Below are 18,255 nucleotides of genomic sequence, written 5' to 3'. Positions count from 1 at the left end.
CCACCCGGCGCTCCCGCCCGCTTCCCTCCTCTTCGGGGACTTGTCCCATGACCATGACCGCCGAGGCCGTTTCCCAGGCCGCAGCGGCGCTGCTCGCCGCGCGCCGTGACAACCGCCCGCTCGACGCGCTGCCCGCCGCGGCACAGCCGGCCGACAAGGCCGACGCCTATGCCATCCAGACCGAGGTCGCGCGGCGCATCGGCCCGGTGACCGCCTGGAAGGTCGGCGCGTCGGCCCCCGACGCCGAGCCGTCGAGCGCCCCCATCCATGCCGAGACCCTGTTCTTCGACAGCGAGACGCTGCCGGCCGGCATGTTCCGCGTCATCGGCATCGAGGCGGAGATCGTCTATCGCCTGAAAAGCGACCTGCCCGCCCGTGACGAGCCCTGGACGCGCGACGAGGTGCTGGCCGCGATCGGCTCCATCCATCCGGCCTTCGAGATCTGCGACACCCGCTTCGCCAGCTACGGCTCGCAGGGGCCGTTCGCCTCGCTGGCCGATCAGGCCAACCATGGCGCGCTGATCGTCGGCGCCGCCACCGCCGACTGGCGGGCCATCGATCCGGTCAACCAGCCCTTGACGCTGGATATCGACGGCGAGCGCCGTATCGAGGTGATCGGCGGCAACAAGGCCGGCGATCCGATCCGCCTGCTGGCCTGGCTCGCCAATACCGGCGCCCGGCCCTTCGGTGGCCTGCATGCCGGCGACAGCGTGACGACCGGCTCCTGCACCGGCACCCTCTTCATCCAGCCCGGCAGCCGCGCCGTCGCCGACTTCCCCGGCCTCGGACGCATCGCCCTGACGGTGGCGTGAGCGATGGCCGCCACCATGAACACCGAACCACGCCAACGGCGGGCGCTGGTCACCGGCGCCAGTTCCGGCATCGGCGCCGCCATCACCGAGCGGCTGCTGCGCGACGGCTGGCTGGTGGAGGGGATGAGCCGCTCGGCCCCCGCCATCGACCATCCCAATCTGCGCTTCACCGCCGCCGACCTGATGGCGCCGGAGTCGGTGTCCGCGGCGCTCGCCGCCCTGCCGCCGGTCGATGCGCTGGTCCATGCCGCCGGCCTGATGCGGGTCGGCAAGCTGGGCGAACTCGCCGGCGACGACGCCCGCACCATGTGGCGCCTGCATGTGGAGGCCACGACCCAGCTGGTCGAACAGGTCGTGCCACGGATGCCGGACATGGCGGGTGGCGGCGGGCGCATCGTCCTGATCGGCAGCCGTACCGCCCAGGGGGCCGCCGGCCGCAGCCAATATGCGGCGACCAAGGCGGCGATGGTCGGGTTGGCCCGTTCCTGGGCGATCGAGCTGGCGCCGCGCGGCATCACGGTGAATGTAGTGGCGCCGGGGGCGACCGACACGCCGATGCTGAAGGACCCCAACCGCACCGGCCTGCCGCCGAAGCTGCCGCCGATCGGGCGCTTCATCAAGCCGGAGGAGGTGGCGGCGCTGACCGCCTTCCTGCTGTCCGACAGCGCGGCCGCCATCACCGGCCAGCAAATCCTCGTCTGCGGCGGCGCCTCGCTTTAGGCTGGTTCGCGGGGAACCATCGACCCCGGCGGGTTTGGGCTATATGGTTCTCCCGGCCGCCGGCCGACCCGCGAAGGCTCCATCCTCCGTGGCCGTGGCGGGTCCGGGTTTCAATCCGTCACGAGGGAAGTGAAGAAGAATGTCGAACAACGCCCCGAAAACGGCCGCCCCGAAAACGGCGATCGTCACCGGCGCCACCTCCGGTTTCGGTGACGCCATCGCCCGGCGGCTGGTCGCGGAGGGCTGGCGGATCGTCGCCACCGGACGCCGCCAGGACCGGCTGGACGCCCTGGTCGAGGCGCTGGGCGGGCCGGCGGTGGTCCATCCGCTGTGCTTCGACATCCGCGACGAGGCGGCGACCCGCGCCGCCCTGGAGTCGCTGCCGGAGGACTTCGCCGGCATCTCCGTCCTGGTCAACAATGCCGGACTGGCGCTGGGCACCGCCGCCGCGCAGAATTGCGACCTGGAACAATGGCGGGCGATGATCGACACCAACATCACCGGTCTGGTGACGATCACCCGCATCCTGCTCGACCGGCTGATCGCCCGGCGCGGACTGATCGTCAACCTCGCCTCCGTCGCCTCCAGCTGGCCCTATCCGGGCGGCAACGTCTATGGCGGCACCAAGGCTTTCGTCAGGCAATTCTCGCTCGGCCTGCGCAGCGACCTGTCGGCCCAGGGCGTGCGCGTCACCTCGATCGAGCCGGGGCTGGCGGAAAGCGAATTCACCCTGGTGCGCACCGGCGGCAACAAGGCCGCCTATGACGCGCTCTATGCCGGCGCCAACCCGCTGCAACCCGACGATATCGCCGAGACGGTGCGCTGGGTGGTCTCGCTGCCGCCGCACGTCAACATCAACAGCGTGGAGATCATGCCGGTGAGCCAGTCCTGGTCGCCCTTCACCATACACCGCGAAACACCGGCCTGAATCCGGTCCGATGCAGGCGCGGCCCGCTACGGGCCCGCCGGCGCGGCATTCCCCGCCAGCGGCGGATCGACCGCCTCGCCGGCCAGTTCCCTGGCCGGTGCCGTCGCCAGGGCCGCTTGCAGATATTCCAGGAACGCCCGTTCGGCGCGGTTCAGCTTGGCCTGCTCGTTCCAGATGAGGTGGACGTTCACCGGCGCGATCCCCTCATAGGGCGGCAGCTCCCACAGCAGGCCGTCGGCGACGTCGCGGGCGGCGATGTGTTCCGGCAGCGGGCCGATGCCGAGCCCGCAGACGATCATCCGCCGCACCTCCTCCAGATTGGCCGAGGACGCGACGACGCGGCCGGCGAACCCCTCCCGCGCCCGGAACAGCGTCAGCGGCGACAGCGCGCCGTCGATCTGGTCGGAGGTGAAGGAGACGAAATTCTCGTGCCGCAGCTCGGCGATGTCGATGTCGCGCTGGCCGAACAGGCGGAAATCCGGGCCGCAATAGAGCCGGTAGGTCTGGCGCAGGAAGATTTGGGCCGACAGCCCCGGAATCGGCTCGCGCAGCAGGCAGATCGCCATGGCGCCGACCCGCTGCTGCAACGCGATGTGCGCGTCGGCCGACGCCATCACGTCGATGCGGAAGGTCACCTGGGGATACAGCCGGTGGAACTCCCGCAGCGAGCGGTCGAGCAGCGGGGTCTGGATGCGGCTGGTCATCAGGATGTGGACATGGCCGCTGATCCCGTCCTTGGCGTCGCGCACCAAAGCCCCCAGACGTGACACGGTGGCATGGATCGACACCGCCTCGTCATAGACCTGCTCGCCGGCGGCGGTGACGGCGAAACGGCCGGGGCCACGGTCGATCAGCGTGCGGCCAAGCTGCTCCTCCAGCCGCTTCAGGGCGAGGCTGACCGCCGGCTGCGTCAGAAACAGGCGGACGGCGGCCTTGGTGAAGCTCCCCTCCTGGACGATCACCATGAAGGTGCGCAGCAGATTCCAGTCCATCTGCTGGCCCAGACGGGCCAAAGCCTGCCGTTCCGCCTCGCTCATCGCTCCGCCCCTTGTTCGGGTGCCCGATTCCGGCGCATCGGGGCCACCGCCTAAATTCTACGCATATGAATGCGCTGTGAGCAACTGCGGCATAAATCAGATTCATGGGCGAAATGAAAAATGCTTATTTGCCACATCGATCTGATGGCCGCCTAATCGACATATGGCGGCCTTCAAACATCGCCACGCCGGATCACGCATAACATCGCGTTATGGCGACCCTATCCATTTTGGATAGGTCACGATAAACCGCTTCGTCTTTTTCTACCCGCCCGGCCCGACAAGGTCACGACGACGGGGAATTGGGTAAAGGAATCGGAATGACACCAGACAGGGCAGACCGTCTCGACCATGCGTTGCCGGACAGCGGCCTGCGCGCCGCGATCCTCGCCGCCGCCGACGCGGCGCAGGACGGCTGCGTCGCCCTGCTGTCGGACCTCGTGCGCCAGCCCTCGCTGCTGGGGGAGGAGGCGGGGGCGCAGGCGCTGATGGCCGACCGCTTCGCCGGATTGGGGCTGACCGTCGACGAATTCGACGTGGATGAGGCGGCGATCTCCCGCCTGCCCGGCTTCTCGCCGCCGGTGACTCCGGGCGCCTATGCCGGCCGCCGGAATGTCGTCGGCGTCCACAAGCCCCGCAGGGCGACGGGCCGCTCGCTGATCCTGAACGGTCACATCGACGTGGTGCCCGCCGGCCCGGCGGAGCTGTGGACCAGCCCGCCCTTCGAGCCGCGCATCGAGAATGGCCGCCTCCATGGCCGCGGGGCGGGAGACATGAAGGCGGGCATCGCGGCCTACACCACCGCCTTCTCCGCCTTGCGCAGCCTGGGCTACCAGCCCGCCGCCCCGGTCTATCTCCAGTCGGTGATCGAGGAGGAATGCACCGGCAACGGCGCGCTGGCCTGCCTGCATCGCGGCTACCGCGCCGACGCCGCGGTGATCCCGGAGCCGTTCAACCATTCCATTTCGGTCGCCCAGGTCGGCGTCATGTGGCTGCGGCTGGTGCTGACCGGAACGCCGGCCCATGTGCTGGACACCTCCGCCGGGGTCAACGCCATCGAGGCGGCCTATGCCCTGGCGGCGCATCTGAAGGCGCTGGAGGTTCGCTGGAACGAGCCGTCCTGCCGCCATCCCGCCTTTTGCGGCCATGCCCATCCCGTCAACGTCAATCTCGGCCGGATCGAGGGCGGCGAGTGGCCGTCGTCGGTCCCGACGCGCTGCGCGCTCGACCTCCGGCTCGGCTTCTTCCCCGGCCAGGAGCCGGAGGCGGTTCGCGCCGAGGTGGCTCTGGCGGTGGAACAAGCGCGCTCCACCGACCCGGCGCTGTCCGGTGTCGGAATCGAACTGCACTGGAACGGTTTCCAGGCCGCCGGTTGCGAGATCGACCCCGCCCACCCGCTGGTGACGATGCTGGCCGACAGCCACCGCGCCGTGCGCGGCGGCGATCCGGAGCTGGTGGCGCTGACCTGCACCACCGACGCCCGCTTCTTCCAGCTTTACGGCGACACGCCCGCCACCTGCTACGGGCCGGAGGCGACGCGCATCCACGGCATCGATGAATCGGTGTCGCTGGACAGCCTCCGCGACGTGACCCGCGTGCTGGCGCTGTTCATCGCCGGCTGGTGCGGCCTGGAACCCCTCTGATCCACCTTCCACCCTGACGAGACCATTGCCGATGACCGCCGCCATCCTGAAAGCAAACGCCGCCCATGCCCCGCGCGCCACCCGCGACTGTTCCGACGTGGAGTGGAAGGCGCGCACCGATCTGGCCGCCGCCTACAAGCTGTTCGACCGGCTCGGCATGACCGACCTGATCTACACCCACATGTCGGCCCGCATCCCCGACACGCCCGACCATTTCCTGATCAACCCCTATGGGCTGATGTTCCACGAGGTGACGCCCGACAATCTCGTGAAGGTCGACATCGACGGCAATCTGGTGGAGGAGCGCGACGGCGACGCCATCAACCCGGCCGGCTTCACCATCCACAGCGCGGTGCACCACGCCCGCCCGGATGTCGGCGCGGTGATCCACCTGCACACCGACGCCGGCATGGCGGTCAGCGCCCAGGCCGACGGGCTGCTGCCGCTCACCCAGCATTCGCTGCGCTGGTACAACCGCATCGCCTATCACACCTACGAGGGCATCGCGCTCGATCTGGCGGAGCGGGAACGGCTGGTCGCCGATCTCGGCAGCCACCACAGCATGATCCTGCGCAACCACGGCCTGCTGACCGCCGGCCGGGACGTCGCCGAGGCGGCGGTGCTGATGTACTACCTGGAACAGGCCTGCCGGCAGCAGATCATGGCGCTGGCCGGCGGCCGGCCGCTGGTCACCCCCTCGCCGGAAGTCTGCGAGCACACCGCCCAGCAATATGAGCGCGCCTATCCGCGCGCCGGCGTCCTGGAATGGGATTCGCTGCTGCGCTGGCTCGACAGCACCACCGGGCCGGTGGGGCCGCGGTAAGGGGGTTAGGTTAGCCCCCCACCTAACCTCCCCCGCTGGGCGGGGGAGGGACTGCCGCCCCTCTTCCGCTTAAGCATTGCTCCCTCCCCCGCCCCGCGGGGGAGGGTCGGGGTGGGGGCAATCGAAGCCGACACCCTCTCAACCAAGAACAATCGACACGACAGGGCCGCTTACCGCACCGACACTTCTGGAGACGAGGACACCCGATGACCAGACGCCTTACCGGTATCCCCGCCCGCATCCATCGCGCCGCCGCCGCCGGCCTGCTGGCGGCATCCCTCGCCATCCCCGGCACGGCCGCCCTGGTCGCCGCCCCGGCCATGGCCCAGGAAACCCCGGTTCGCGGCGGCGTCCTCAACTCCATCGTGCAGCCGGAGCCACCGACCCTGATGCTGGGCCTGAACCAGCAGGGGCCGACCCAGACGGTTGCCGGCAAGATCTATCAGGGACTGCTGACCTATGACCGCAAGCTGAACCCGCTGCCGTCACTGGCCGAGAGCTGGACGGTATCGCCGGACGGGCTGACCTACACCTTCAAGCTGTACCAGAACGTGAAGTGGCACGACGGCAAGCCGTTCAGCGCCGCCGACGTGGTGTTCTCGACCTCCAAGTTCCTGATGGAGGTCCACCCGCGCGCCCGCGCCGTGTTCAGCCGTTGCGAGTCGATCAAGGCGTTGGACGACCACACCGTCGAATTCAAGCTGAAGGAGCCGTTCCCGGCCTTCATCCAGGCTTTCGAGGTGTCGTCGGCCCCGATCGTGCCGGCACACATCTATGAGGGCGGCGATTACCGCACCAACCCGGCCAACACAACCCCCATCGGCACCGGCCCCTTCAAGCTGAAGGAGTGGGTGAAGGGCAGCTATATCCAGCTCGTCCGCAACGAGGATTATTACAAGAAGGACCTGCCCTATCTCGACGGCATCACCTTCCGCGTGATCCCCGACGCCGCCAGCCGCTCGCTGGCGCTGGAAAGCGGGCAGGTGCAGCAGACCCAGTACAGCGACCTGGAACCCTTCGAGGTTCCGCGCCTGAAGACGCTGCCCAACGTGACCCTGACCACCCAGGGCTATGAATTCGTGGCGCCGATGGCGTGGCTGGAGATCAACCACCGGGTCAAGCCGCTGGACGACAAGCGCTTCCGCAAGGCGATCGCCTACGCCATCGACCGCAAGTTCATCCGCGACAAGATCTGGTTCGGTCTCGGCCGCGTGCCGACCGGTCCGATCAACTCGGTGGTGAAGTTCTACGACCCCAAGGTGACGACCTACGAGCCGAGCCCGGAGAAGGCCAAGGCCCTGCTCGACGAGATGGGGCTGAAGCCCGACGCCAAGGGTGTGCGCGCCACCGTCAAGCTGATGCCGATGCCCTATGGCGAGACCTGGACCCGGCTCGGCGAATATCTGAAGCAGGCGCTGGGCAAGGTCGGCGTCGCCGTGGTTCTGGAGAGCACCGACGCCGCCGGCTGGGCGCAGCGCGTCGCCAATTGGGATTACGAGATCACCACGAACTTCCTCTACCAGTATGGCGACCCGGCGCTGGGCGTCGCCCGCACCTACATCTCGTCGAACATCCGCAAGGGCGTGCTGTTCACCAACACCATGGGCTATTCCAACCCGAAGGTGGACGAGCTGTTCGACCAGGCCTCGCGCGAGAACGACCCGGCCAAGCGCCAGGAGCAGTACAGCGAGGTCCAGCGCATCCTGTCGGACGAGCTGCCGGTGGTGTGGCTGCTGGAGATGGAGTTCCCAACCTTCCTCGACAAGCGGGTGAGGAACGCCAACACGTCCGCCATCGGCGTCAACGACACCTATGAAAGCGTCTGGCTGGCGAAGTAACGAGCCTGCCCCCACCCTAACCCTCCCCCGCTTCGCAGGGGAGGGGACTGCCGCCGCCCTTCCGATTCAGCACGATCCCCCTCCCCCGCCCAGCGGGGGAGGGTCGGGGTGGGGGCAATCAGTCCAGGGGCTCCGCACACAGGATATTTGCCCATGCTGGGATTCGCCCAACTCTTCGCGAGCCGCCTGGTCAAGGCTGCCGCGATCCTGATCGCCATCGTGGTGATGAACTTCTTCCTCGTCCATGCCGCCCCCGGCGACCCGGCCATGGTGATGGCGGGCGAGGCGGGGGCCGCCGACGAAAAGTTCGTGGCCCAGCTGCGCGAGCAGTTCGGGCTCGACCGTCCGCTCATCGAGCAGCTCGCCACCTATGTCGGCAAGGTCATGCAGGGCGATCTCGGCTTCTCCTACCGCCAGCAGCGGCCGGTCCGGGACATCCTGGCCGAACGGCTGCCGGCCACCCTGGTGCTGACGCTGACCGCCTTCGTCCTGGCGCTCGCCGCCGGTGTGGCGCTCGGCACGCTGGCGGCGGTCGCCGTCGGCACCTGGGCCGACAGCGCCATCACCGTCATCGCCCTGTTGGCCTACGCCACGCCGATCTACTGGATCGGGCTGATGCTGAGCCTGCTGTTCTCGATCCAGCTCGGCTGGCTGCCGGCCTTCGGCTACGAGACCATCGGCGCCGGCTATACCGGGCTGGCCCATGTCGCCGACGTCGCCGCCCATCTGATCCTGCCGGTCATCACGCTGGCGCTGTTCTACATGGCGGGCTACGCCCGCCTGACCCGCGCCTCGATGCTGGAGGTGCGCGGCCTCGACTTCGTCAAGACCGCCAAGGCCAAGGGGCTGACCAAGAGCCGCATCGTCACCCGCCATGTCCTGCGCAACGCCATCCTGCCGGTCATCACCGTCGCCGGCATCCAGGCCGGGCAGCTGGTCGGCGGCTCCATCCTGATCGAGACGGTGTTCGCCTGGCCCGGCATCGGCCGGCTGGCCTTCGAGGCGGTGTTGCAGCGCGACTATCAGGTCCTGCTGGGCATCTTCCTGGTCACGTCGGTGATGGTGATCCTCTTCAACATCCTGACGGACATCCTCTACGGCCTCGTCGATCCCCGGATTCAGGTGTCGCAATGATGAATTCCGATTTCTGGCGGGCCTACGTCCGCAACAAGGGCGCCGTCCTGGGGCTGGTGATCCTGATCGCCATCGTCGTGCTCGCCGTCTTCGCCCCCGTCCTGTTCCCCGGCGACCCGTGGGAGATGGCGGCCGCCCCGTTCCAGCCGCCGCTCTCCGACGACGCGCTGCTGGGCTCCGACATGCTGGGCCGCGACATCGCGTCGGGCATCGCCCATGGCGCGCGGGTGTCGCTGCTGATCGGCCTGACCTCCACCGCCGCGGCGCTGGCCATCGGCGTCACGCTGGGGGCGCTCGCCGGCTTCCATGGCGGGCGGGTGGACGACGCCATCATGCGCTTCACCGAGCTGTTCCAGACCATCCCCAATTTCGTGCTGGCGGTGGTGCTGGTCGCCATCTTCACCCCCAGCCTGACCACCATCGTCGCCGCCATCGCCATCGTCAGCTGGCCACCGCTGGCCCGTCTCGCCCGTGCCGAGTTCCTCAGCCTGCGCACCCGCGAGTTCGTTCAGGCCGCCATCACCACCGGACAGAGCAGCGGCACCATCATCCTGCGCCAGATCCTGCCCAACAGCCTGTCGCCGATCATCGTGTCGGCCTCGCTGATGGTGGCGACGGCGATCCTGCTGGAAAGCTCGCTCAGCTTCCTCGGCCTCGGCGATCCCAACGCCATGAGCTGGGGCTACATGATCGGCGCCGCCCGCACGGTGATCCGCCAGGCCTGGTGGATGAGCGTCTTCCCCGGCCTCGCCATCGTGCTGACCGTGCTGGCGCTTAACCTGGTCGGCGAGGGGCTGAACGACGCCCTGAACCCGAAGCTCGCCCGGTCGCGGGGCTGAGGCGATGAACCGGTTCGACCTGTTGCGCACACCCGTGGAGACCACCGCCATGACCACGCCGCTTCTCGATGTGCGGGGCCTCAGCATCGCGCTGCCGCCGGGCGCCGACCGCCCGCTGGCGGTGGACGATCTGACCTTCACCCTGAACCCCGACGAGATCCTTTGCGTCGTCGGCGAATCCGGCTCCGGCAAGTCGATGACCGCGCACGCCATGATGGGCCTGCTGCCCGCCCCCCATGTCCGGGTATCCGGCGGCAGCCTGCTGTTCAAGGGCAAGGACGTGCTGACCATGCCGGAGGCGGAGCAGCGGAGCTTGCGTGGCGGCCGCATCGCCATGGTGTTCCAGGAGCCGATGACGGCGCTGAACCCGCTGATGCGGGTCGGCCGCCAGATCGGTGAATCCCTGCGCGAGCACACCGCCCTCCCCGCTCCGGCCCGCCGCGCCCGCGTGGTGGAGCTGCTGGGGCAGGTCGGGCTGCCCAACCCGGCCGAACTGGCCGACGCCTACCCCTTCCGCCTGTCGGGCGGCCAGCGCCAGCGGGTGATGATCGCCATGGCGCTGGCCTGCCAGCCCGACATCCTGATCGCCGACGAGCCGACCACCGCGCTCGACGTCACCACCCAGAAGCAAATCCTCGACCTGATCCGCGCGATCCAGGCCGAGCGCCACATGGGCATGATGTTCATCACCCATGATTTCGGCGTGGTGGCGGAGATCGCCCACCGGGTCGCGGTGATGCGCCATGGCAAGCTGGTGGAATATGGCGCCGCGTCCGACGTGCTGAACCGGCCGCGGCATCCCTATACCCGGCAGCTGATCGCCTCGGTCCCGCACTACATCGAACACCGCGACGACCATGCCAAGGCGGGCGCGCCGCTGCTGGTCGCCGACAAGGTGCGCAAGGTCTTCCATGTCGGCGGCGGGCTGTTCAGGAAATCGAAGGAGGTCGTGGCCGGTGACGACCTGTCGCTGACCATCCATCCCGGCGAGACGGTCGGGCTGGTCGGCGAATCCGGGTCGGGCAAATCGACGCTCGGCCGTTCCATCGTCGGGCTGATCAAGCCGGATTCGGGCCGCATCCTGTTCGAGGGCACCGACCTGCTGGCGCTCGACCGCAAGGGCTTCCGCCCCTACCGCCGGGCGGTGCAGATGGTGTTCCAGGATCCCTACGCCTCGCTGAACCCGCGCCACCGCGTCGGCGACATCGTGGCCCAGGGGCCGGTCGCCTTCGGAGAAGACCGCGGCAAGGCGCTGGCCCGTGCGCGGGAGCTTCTGGCCCTGGTCGGGCTCGACGGCTCGGCCGCCGACCGTTTCCCGCATGAATTCTCCGGCGGCCAGCGCCAGCGCATCGGCATCGCCCGCGCGCTCGCCATGGAGCCGAAGCTGCTGGTGGCCGACGAGCCGGTGTCGGCGCTCGACGTCTCGGTCCAGGGGCAGGTGTTGGAACTGCTGGACGACATCCGCAGGCGGCTGAACCTCGCCATGCTGTTCATCACCCATGACCTGCGCGTCGCCGCCCAGGTCTGCGACACCATCGCGGTGATGCGCCGGGGCCGGATCGTCGAAATGGGCGCCGCGCGCGAGGTTTTCACCCATCCGCGCGACGCCTACACCCGCAGCCTGCTCGACGCCATTCCCGGCAAGGCCTGGCACATCCCGGACGACCTGCGACAAGTCCGGGCGGGAGCGCACTGAATGAAGAAGATCGCCATCATCGGGGCCGGCGCCATCGGCGGATTGCTGGCCGCCCGGCTGGGCGCCACCGAAGCCGAGGTGACGCTGGTCGCCCGGCCGAACGCGGCGTCGGCCATCCGCCGCGACGGCCTGACCATGGTGACGCCGCTGAACCGCGTCGCCCGGCTCAGCCCGCGCGTCACCGACGACAGCCTGTCGCTGGGGCCGCAAGACGCGGTGTTCCTCTGCGTCAAGGCCCATGCCCTGCGCGGCACCATCGACACGCTGACGCCGCTGCTGGGGCCGGAGACCGCCCTCGTGCCGATGGTCAACGGCGTCCCCTGGTGGTATCCGCACCGCCAGCCGGAACCGCTGGCCGACCGGCCGCTCGCCAGCGTCGATCCCGACGGGCTGCTGTGGCGCTCCATCGATCCCGACCGTGTGGTCGGGGCGACCAGCTTCGTCGCGGTGGAGGGGGACGGCCCCTGCCGCATCCGCCATGTCAGCGACCAGCGCTTCGTCTTCGGCGATGCGGGGGACCGCGACAACCCGGTGGTGGACCGCATCGTCGCGCTGTTCGGGCAGGCGGGCTTCCAGCCGGCGAAGACCGCCGACATCCGGCAGGCGATCTGGGTGAAGCTGTGGGGCAACCTCGCCTTCAATCCGCTCAGCGTGCTGACCGGATCGACGCTCGGCCGGCTGTGCAACGATCCCGGCACGCGCGAGACCGGCCGCGCCATGATGCTGGAGGCCAAGCAAGTGGCCGAACGGCTGGGCGTGGTCTTCACCACCAGCGTCGACGAGCGCATCGCCATGGCCGCCGGCGTCGGCGACTTCAAGACCTCGATGCTCCAGGACTATGAAGCCGGCCGCCGTCTGGAGCTGGAGGCGATCCTGGGTGCGGTGATCGAGCTGGCGGAGCGCTGCGGCGTGGATGTGCCGATGCTGCGCGCGGTGCTGGCGATGGTCGATCTCAGGGCGCGGGAAAGGCGGGAGGCGGCGGCTTAGGCGGACTCTGGCCCCCACCTCTCCATTCAAACACGACCAACAAGCACCCCCGGAGCCACCATGTCCCTCCCCTCCAACCTGCCCATCGACGCCGGCCGCCTGTGGGACAGCCTCGCCGAGATGGCGAAGATCGGCGCCACCGCCAAGGGCGGCAGTTGCCGCCTCGCCCTGTCGGACGAGGACAAGGCCGGCCGCGACCTGTTCGTCTCCTGGTGCGAGGCCGCCGGCTGCACGGTGACCATCGACCGCATTGGCAACATCTTCGCCCGCCGCCGTGGCCGCGACGACGGCTTGGCCCCGGTGGTGATGGGCAGCCATCTCGACACCCAACCGACCGGCGGACGCTTCGACGGCGTGTATGGCGTGCTGGCGGCGCTGGAGGTGGTGCGCTCGCTGAACGATCGCGGGGTCGAGACGCTGCGCCCGGTCGAGGTCGCGGTGTGGACCAACGAGGAGGGCTCGCGCTTCTCGCCGCCGATGATGGGGTCGGGCGTCGTCACCGGCGTGTTCACCCTGGACGAGATCCTCGACAAGCTGGCGCAGGACGGGGCGCGGCTGGGCGACGAGCTGGTCCGCACCGGCTATGCCGGCGCCGCTCCGGTCACCCACCCGATGCACGCCTATCTGGAGGCCCACATCGAACAGGGCCCGGTGCTGGAGGTCGAGGGCAAGGAGATCGGCATCGTCACCGGCGCCCAGGGCCAGCGCTGGTACGAGGTGACGGTGACGGGGGTGGAGGCGCATGCCGGCCCGACGCCGATGCGCCTGCGTCGCGACGCGCTGGTCGCCGCCTCGGCCATGGTGCAGGCGGTGCAGCGGATCGGGCTGGAGACGGCGGGCGATCCTTGCGCCACCGTCGGCATCCTCGACGTCCATCCCCATTCGCGCAACGTCATCCCCGGCCGGGTCTTCTTCACCGTCGACCTGCGCCATCCGGAGGCGGAGACGCTGGCCGACATGGACCGCCGGTTCCGCGCCGCCGTCGCCGGGATCGCCGAGCGGAACGGGGTCAGCGCCGAGATCGCCGATTTCTGGCACTTCCCGCCGACGCCCTTCGCCAGGCCGCTGGTCGACCGGGTGCGCGAGGCCGCCAGCGGCTTCGGCTTCAGTCATCGCGACATCGTGTCGGGCGCCGGCCATGACGCGGTCTATGTGGCGGGCAAGGTGCCGACGGCGATGATCTTCATCCCCTGCGAGGACGGCATCAGCCACAACGAGGTGGAGAACATCACTCCCGCCGACGGCGCCCGCGGCGCCGCCGTGCTGTTCGAAACGCTGGTCGCCACGGCCAACGCTTAAAAAGCCCTCTCCCGGGACGGGAGAGGGAGAAGATCTCCCACGGAGTCTCCCCCCATGAAGTTCGTCCATCACCCCGACGCCGCCCTGCATCGCCCCGCCACCTATTTCAACAAGGGCCTGCTGCGCGCCCTGCCGGAAAAGCCGGAACGGGTCGGCGCGCTGGCCTCGTTGATCGAAAGCCGTGGCGAAACCCTGATCCTGCCCGACGATTACGGCCCCGCGCCGCGCGCCGCCGTGCACACCCCCGCCTATCTCGCCTTCCTGGAAACCGCGCATGCCCGTTGGCTGGCGGCGGGCGACATGGGCGACGTGGTGCTGCCCAACGTCCACCGCATGCAGGCCGCCCCCAACTACCCGACCGGCATCGTCGGGCAGGCGGGCTGGCACATGTTCGATACCGCCTGCCCGATCGGCGAGGGCACCTGGGCCGCCACCTGCGCCGCGTCGAACGCCGCCATCCACGCGGCCAAGCTGGTCGCCACCGGCGCCGGCGGCGCGGCCTATGCCCTGTGCCGCCCGCCGGGACACCATGCCACCCGCGATATGGCCGGCGGCTTCTGCTATCTGAACCATGTCGCGGTCGCGGCGGAATCGGCGCTGCCGCTGCTGCGCGCCCAGGGGCGGCGGGCGCGGGTCGCCATCATCGATGTGGACGTGCATCACGGCAACGGCACGCAGGACATCTTCTATGACCGCGACGACGTCTTCTTCGTCTCGGTCCATGGCGACCCGGCGGAGTTCTATCCGCACATGGCCGGCTATGCCCAGGAGCGCGGCGTCGGGCGCGGCGAGGGCTACACCCTGAACCTGCCGCTGCCGATCGGCAGCGACGAGGCGACGGTGCTGGCGACCATCGGCAAGGGGCTGGACGCGATCCGCCGCTTCGCCCCGGAGATGCTGTTCGTCTCGCTCGGCTTCGACACCTTCATCGGCGACCCGCTGGCCGCCTTCGGCGTCACCACGCCGGGCTTCGCCCGCATGGGCGCGCTGATCGCCGCCGCCGGCCTGCCGACGGTGCTGGTGCAGGAGGGCGGCTACGCCATCGACGATTTGTCGGCCAACCTGTCGAGCTTCCTGGATGGGTTTGAAGGCAAGGCGACGGCATGACCGCCACAGCCGGCGGCGGCGCTGGCCGCGATCCGGTCAAATATCTGCTGATCGCCACCATCAGCCTGTTCTGGGGCCTGAACTGGCCGGCGGTGAAGACGATCCTGACGCAGATGCCGATCTTCAGCCTGCGCGCCATCGGCTTTACCGCCGGGGCGGTGCTGCTGCTGGGGGCGGCGCGTCTGGCCGGGCACCGGCTGCGGGTGGAGCGGGCGGAATGGCCGGCGCTGGCGGCGGCGGGGCTGTGCAACGTGCTGGTCTTCAACCTGTGCACCGCGCTGGGCCAGAGCCTGATGGCGACCTCGCAGGCGGCGATCATCGCCTTCACCATGCCGGTGTGGGCGATGCTGCTCGCGATCCCGCTGCTGGGCGAACGGCCGGGGCCGCGCCAGATCATCGGGCTGGCCTGCGGGCTGACCGGCCTCCTGGTGCTGATGGGGCCGGAGGCGCTGTCGGCACCGCCCGCCGCCCTGGCGGGGCCGGCGGTGATGCTGGTGGCGGCGATGGCCTGGGCGCTCGGCACCATCGTGATGAAGCGGCGGGTATGGCGCACCCACCCGATGGTGATCACCGGCTGGCAATATGTGCTCTGCGCCCTGCCGATGGTCGCCCTGGCGGCGACGGAGGCGCGGCCGGCGCTGGCCGATCTTCACGCCGCGGTGTGGGCCGGCTTCGCCTGGCACATCGTCTGTTCGATCTGCGTGGCGCAGGCGCTGTGGTACGTCACCGTCCGCCGCCTGACGGTGGGAGAGGCGGCGGTCAGCACCCTGCTGATCCCGGTGGTGGGCGTCGGCGGCGCGGTGCTGCTTCTCGGCGACCCGGTGACGCCACGGCTGGCCGGGGCGCTGGTGCTGATCCTGGCCGCCGTCGCCTGCGTTCTGGGTCCGAAGCCGGCCCGGCGCTGACGGTTCGATCACCCGAGCTGCCGCTCCACCCAGGCGGCGGCACCCGACGGGCTGCGGAAATCGGCCAGGGCGCGAACGGCGAGGCCGGGGTGTCGCTCCGCCGCCATGCGGGCCAGGGCGTTGCCGGGGCCGGTCTCCAGCAGGACGGTGCAGCCCATTTCCAGCAGCCCGTCCAGGCAGGCGGCCCAGGCGACCGTCTCCGTCATCTGGCGGGTCAGCGCCGTCACCGCGCGTTCGCGCGTGTAGACCGGGGTGCCATCGATGCCGGCCAGCACCGGCAGGGATGGAGCCGCAAGCCCGCTCGCCGCCAGGACCGGGCCGAACTCCACGGCGGCGGGCGCCATCAGCCGGGTGTGCGAGGCGACCGTGACCGGCAAAGCGGTGGTCGAGGCGCCGAGCGCCAGCACCGCCCGCTCCACCGCCGCCAGCGCCGTCCGGTGACCGCCGATCACCATGCGGTCGGCGCCATTCTCGATGGCGATGCCAAGGGCGATATCGGTATCGAAGTCGCGGCAGACCGCCTCCAGCCGTGCCCGGTCCAGCCCGCGCACGGCCAGCAGCCCGCCCGGCTCGGGGTCGGCGCGGTCCATCGCCTCGGCCCGGCGGATGGCCAGCCGCAAGAGCTCCTCCACGTCGAGCGCGCCGGCGACATGGTAGGCCGACAGCTCCCCCAGGCTGTAGCCGGCCACCGCCCGCGGCGCCGGCAGCAACGGGCGCAACGCCGCCCAGACCGCCGCCTGGACGGCGCAGAGCAGCGGCTGGGCGAGGGCGTTGCGCCGCATCTCCGCCTCCGGCCCGGCGACCAGGGTGCGCGGGTCCCGCCCCATGACCTTGGTGGCCCGGTCCAGCACCGCCTGCGCCGCCGGCTCCCGCCGCAGCGGGTCCAGCATGTCCGGTCCCTGCCCGCCCTGGCCGGAACAGAGAATGCCCAGGCTCATGACCAGCCCTCCCGCAGGGCATGGACGAAATGCGCCGCCGCCAGCATGTCGGCGCTGCCGCCGGGCGACAGGCGGCGGGCGACGCAGGCCCGGTGCAGGGTCAGCGCCTGGGCCCGCCACCGTGTCCGGAACACCCCGCCACGGTCGAGAAAGCGGCGCGCCTCCCCCCGGACGAAGGCCAACCCGGCGGGGCCGCCGCGATGCAGCAGGTTGGTGTCCTCCAACTCCGCCATCAGGGTGAACAGGGTCTGCACCAGCGCCCGCTCCGCATCGGCGCCCTCGGCCAGGGCGCGCTCCAGCGCCGGCAGCGCGATGGTGAACAGGGTGGGAAAACCCGCCGCCGCCTCCTGCCGGGCGCCACGGGCGCCATGGCGCCGCACCGCCAGCGCGCCATGGCTGTCGGGAGCCCGCGGGGCGGCGGCCAGAATCTCCGCCCCCCAGAGATCGGCGACGGTCGCGCCCAGCGCGTCGTCCCGCAGCGTCAGGCCCCGCCGCATCCGCCACCCCGCCGCCGCCGCGAGGAAGCCGATGCCGAACACCGCGCCGCGATGGGTGTTGATGCCGCCGGTCGCCGCCAGCATCCGCCGTTCGGCGGCGATGCCGAGGTCGCGCAGCGTGGCGAAGCCGGCGCCCTCCGTTCCGGCGGCGGCGATGGTGCGGAAATAGCCGCGCAGGGCGAACAGGCTGCGCAGGAAGGTGCCCATGTCCATGTCGTCATGGCTGCCGCTGTCGAGCGGGCTGACCAGCCCCGGCTTGGGATGCAGCGCCAGCTCGGCATACAGGGCGCGGACCGCCGTGCGCCCGACCGTCGCGGCGAGCGGGCCGGCGGAAAGCGCGGCGCCCTGGCGGATCATGCGGCCTCCTCGCGCTCGAACAGCGCCAGCACCGCCGAAAGATCGCGCAATTCCACTGCCGCCGGGCCCTTCACCAGCAGGCGGGCGGGCCGCCCGGCCAATTCCCGCCACGCGACCGCCGCCCCGTCCGGCAGCAGGATCTCGCCGTCCAGGCGCGGCGTCCCGTCACCGGCCTCCGCCAACAGCGCCAGCACCCGCTCCAATGACCGCCGGCCGGATGGGGTGAACAGCAGGTCGATATCGGAGTCCGGGCGGACATAGCGCAGGCCGGTTTGGTGCTGCCATGCCAGCGAGCCATAGACCGCCGCCGGAGCATCCAGATCCAGCGCCCGCCGCGCCAGATCGCCCAGCATCGGCCGCCACCCCTCCGGCGCCGACCCGGCCGTCTCGGCGAGCGGCAGCGGCGGCCGGCGCTCGGCCACGGCGTCGGTACCGACATGCAGGCCGATGCGCCGCTTGTCGGGCGTGGCCAGCCCCAGCCGAAGCGCGCCCACCCCGTCGCCGGGCCGGCCGCGCGCGATCACCAAAGGCCGCCCGGCCCGGCACCAGTCCCCGACCTCCGCCCGCGCCGCCTTGTCCAGCCCAGCCTTGTCCAGCCCAACCTCGTCCAGCCCAGCCTCGTCCGGCGGGCAGCGCAGGCCAGCCGCCCAGCCCTCTCCCAGACGGACCCAGCCATGGCGCGGCCAGCCGGCCAT

Annotated in this window: 17 protein-coding genes; 13 read left to right on the top strand and 4 right to left on the bottom strand. The window is 70.4% G+C overall.

What is annotated here, in order from left to right:
• The first annotated feature begins 47 nt into the window (after nt 1-47).
• From AZL_RS23040 to AZL_RS23030, 3 genes are all read left to right on the top strand, one after another.
• Nucleotides 48-812, top strand: a complete 765-nt coding sequence (locus AZL_RS23040) for a 2-keto-4-pentenoate hydratase (RefSeq protein WP_012976845.1) — start codon at nt 48-50, stop codon at nt 810-812.
• Nucleotides 813-815: 3 nt separating this feature from the next.
• Nucleotides 816-1,532 (top strand): SDR family NAD(P)-dependent oxidoreductase, encoded by a 717-nt coding sequence (locus AZL_RS23035; protein ID WP_012976844.1) that lies wholly within the window; start codon nt 816-818, stop codon nt 1,530-1,532.
• A 139-nt stretch (nt 1,533-1,671) separates the two neighbouring features.
• On the top strand, nt 1,672-2,460 hold the full coding sequence (locus AZL_RS23030; RefSeq protein ID WP_012976843.1) for an SDR family NAD(P)-dependent oxidoreductase: 789 nt from the start codon (nt 1,672-1,674) through the stop codon (nt 2,458-2,460).
• Nucleotides 2,461-2,486: 26 nt separating this feature from the next.
• On the opposite strand, the gene AZL_RS23025 is transcribed toward AZL_RS23030, so the two are convergent.
• Nucleotides 2,487-3,497, bottom strand: a complete 1,011-nt coding sequence (locus AZL_RS23025; RefSeq protein WP_012976842.1) for a LysR family transcriptional regulator — start codon at nt 3,495-3,497, stop codon at nt 2,487-2,489.
• A 320-nt stretch (nt 3,498-3,817) separates the two neighbouring features.
• Here AZL_RS23025 and AZL_RS23020 point away from each other — a divergent pair, with 320 nt between their 5' ends.
• The 10 genes from AZL_RS23020 (at nt 3,818) to AZL_RS22975 (ending at nt 15,768) form a co-directional block, all read left to right on the top strand.
• A complete protein-coding gene (locus AZL_RS23020; protein ID WP_012976841.1) occupies nt 3,818-5,140 on the top strand; it encodes a M20 family metallopeptidase in 1,323 nt (440 codons plus the stop codon).
• Nucleotides 5,141-5,171: 31 nt separating this feature from the next.
• Nucleotides 5,172-5,963 (top strand): class II aldolase/adducin family protein, encoded by a 792-nt coding sequence (locus tag AZL_RS23015; protein WP_012976840.1) that lies wholly within the window; start codon nt 5,172-5,174, stop codon nt 5,961-5,963.
• A 206-nt stretch (nt 5,964-6,169) separates the two neighbouring features.
• Nucleotides 6,170-7,801 (top strand): ABC transporter substrate-binding protein, encoded by a 1,632-nt coding sequence (locus AZL_RS23010; RefSeq protein ID WP_012976839.1) that lies wholly within the window; start codon nt 6,170-6,172, stop codon nt 7,799-7,801.
• 153 nt (nt 7,802-7,954) lie between these two features.
• On the top strand, nt 7,955-8,935 hold the full coding sequence (locus AZL_RS23005) for an ABC transporter permease (protein WP_012976838.1): 981 nt from the start codon (nt 7,955-7,957) through the stop codon (nt 8,933-8,935).
• Nucleotides 8,932-9,774 carry an ABC transporter permease gene (locus AZL_RS23000; RefSeq protein ID WP_012976837.1) on the top strand — a complete coding sequence of 281 codons (843 nt, stop codon included), beginning with the start codon at nt 8,932-8,934 and terminating at the stop codon, nt 9,772-9,774. Before AZL_RS23005 ends, AZL_RS23000 begins: the two co-directional genes overlap by 4 nt.
• 4 nt (nt 9,775-9,778) lie before the next feature.
• Nucleotides 9,779-11,470, top strand: coding sequence for an ABC transporter ATP-binding protein (locus AZL_RS22995; protein WP_086935458.1), 1,692 nt, complete (start codon nt 9,779-9,781; stop codon nt 11,468-11,470).
• Nucleotides 11,471-12,457 (top strand): ketopantoate reductase family protein, encoded by a 987-nt coding sequence (locus AZL_RS22990; protein WP_012976835.1) that lies wholly within the window; start codon nt 11,471-11,473, stop codon nt 12,455-12,457.
• A gap of 60 nt (nt 12,458-12,517) precedes the next feature.
• The gene (locus AZL_RS22985; protein WP_012976834.1) at nt 12,518-13,756 is read left to right on the top strand and encodes a Zn-dependent hydrolase; all 1,239 of its coding nucleotides are present in this window, start codon (nt 12,518-12,520) and stop codon (nt 13,754-13,756) included.
• A 54-nt stretch (nt 13,757-13,810) separates the two neighbouring features.
• Nucleotides 13,811-14,863, top strand: a complete 1,053-nt coding sequence (locus AZL_RS22980; protein ID WP_012976833.1) for a histone deacetylase family protein — start codon at nt 13,811-13,813, stop codon at nt 14,861-14,863.
• The gene (locus tag AZL_RS22975) at nt 14,860-15,768 is read left to right on the top strand and encodes a DMT family transporter (protein ID WP_012976832.1); all 909 of its coding nucleotides are present in this window, start codon (nt 14,860-14,862) and stop codon (nt 15,766-15,768) included. Before AZL_RS22980 ends, AZL_RS22975 begins: the two co-directional genes overlap by 4 nt.
• An 8-nt stretch (nt 15,769-15,776) precedes the next feature.
• Here AZL_RS22975 and AZL_RS22970 read toward each other — a convergent pair whose 3' ends face one another.
• The 3 genes from AZL_RS22970 to mdcG are packed head-to-tail and all read right to left on the bottom strand — an operon-like array spanning nt 15,777 to nt 18,255.
• On the bottom strand, nt 15,777-16,706 hold the full coding sequence (locus AZL_RS22970; protein WP_012976831.1) for an ACP S-malonyltransferase: 930 nt from the start codon (nt 16,704-16,706) through the stop codon (nt 15,777-15,779).
• Nucleotides 16,703-17,560, bottom strand: coding sequence for a triphosphoribosyl-dephospho-CoA synthase MdcB (mdcB, locus tag AZL_RS22965; protein WP_012976830.1), 858 nt, complete (start codon nt 17,558-17,560; stop codon nt 16,703-16,705). Before mdcB ends, AZL_RS22970 begins: the two co-directional genes overlap by 4 nt.
• Complete coding sequence (mdcG, locus tag AZL_RS22960) at nt 17,557-18,255, bottom strand: malonate decarboxylase holo-[acyl-carrier-protein] synthase (RefSeq protein WP_052293754.1); 699 nt, start codon at nt 18,253-18,255, stop codon at nt 17,557-17,559. Before mdcG ends, mdcB begins: the two co-directional genes overlap by 4 nt.

The sequence above is a fragment of the Azospirillum sp. B510 genome, assembly GCF_000010725.1.
Classification (GTDB): domain Bacteria; phylum Pseudomonadota; class Alphaproteobacteria; order Azospirillales; family Azospirillaceae; genus Azospirillum; species Azospirillum lipoferum_B.
This window is presented reverse-complemented; position numbering and strand designations above follow the sequence as displayed.

Coding starts and splice junctions, on each gene's coding strand:
- AZL_RS23035 (WP_012976844.1), top strand. CDS start 816: ATGGCCGCCACCATGAACACCGAACCACGCCAACGGCGGGCGCTGGTC.
- AZL_RS22980 (WP_012976833.1), top strand. CDS start 13,811: ATGAAGTTCGTCCATCACCCCGACGCCGCCCTGCATCGCCCCGCCACC.
- AZL_RS23005 (WP_012976838.1), top strand. CDS start 7,955: ATGCTGGGATTCGCCCAACTCTTCGCGAGCCGCCTGGTCAAGGCTGCC.
- AZL_RS22990 (WP_012976835.1), top strand. CDS start 11,471: ATGAAGAAGATCGCCATCATCGGGGCCGGCGCCATCGGCGGATTGCTG.
- AZL_RS22985 (WP_012976834.1), top strand. CDS start 12,518: ATGTCCCTCCCCTCCAACCTGCCCATCGACGCCGGCCGCCTGTGGGAC.
- AZL_RS23015 (WP_012976840.1), top strand. CDS start 5,172: ATGACCGCCGCCATCCTGAAAGCAAACGCCGCCCATGCCCCGCGCGCC.
- AZL_RS23010 (WP_012976839.1), top strand. CDS start 6,170: ATGACCAGACGCCTTACCGGTATCCCCGCCCGCATCCATCGCGCCGCC.
- AZL_RS22995 (WP_086935458.1), top strand. CDS start 9,779: ATGAACCGGTTCGACCTGTTGCGCACACCCGTGGAGACCACCGCCATG.
- AZL_RS22970 (WP_012976831.1), bottom strand. CDS start 16,706: ATGAGCCTGGGCATTCTCTGTTCCGGCCAGGGCGGGCAGGGACCGGAC.
- AZL_RS23025 (WP_012976842.1), bottom strand. CDS start 3,497: ATGAGCGAGGCGGAACGGCAGGCTTTGGCCCGTCTGGGCCAGCAGATG.
- AZL_RS23000 (WP_012976837.1), top strand. CDS start 8,932: ATGATGAATTCCGATTTCTGGCGGGCCTACGTCCGCAACAAGGGCGCC.
- AZL_RS23020 (WP_012976841.1), top strand. CDS start 3,818: ATGACACCAGACAGGGCAGACCGTCTCGACCATGCGTTGCCGGACAGC.
- AZL_RS23030 (WP_012976843.1), top strand. CDS start 1,672: ATGTCGAACAACGCCCCGAAAACGGCCGCCCCGAAAACGGCGATCGTC.
- mdcB (WP_012976830.1), bottom strand. CDS start 17,560: ATGATCCGCCAGGGCGCCGCGCTTTCCGCCGGCCCGCTCGCCGCGACG.
- mdcG (WP_052293754.1), bottom strand. CDS start 18,255: ATGGCCGGCTGGCCGCGCCATGGCTGGGTCCGTCTGGGAGAGGGCTGG.
- AZL_RS23040 (WP_012976845.1), top strand. CDS start 48: ATGACCATGACCGCCGAGGCCGTTTCCCAGGCCGCAGCGGCGCTGCTC.
- AZL_RS22975 (WP_012976832.1), top strand. CDS start 14,860: ATGACCGCCACAGCCGGCGGCGGCGCTGGCCGCGATCCGGTCAAATAT.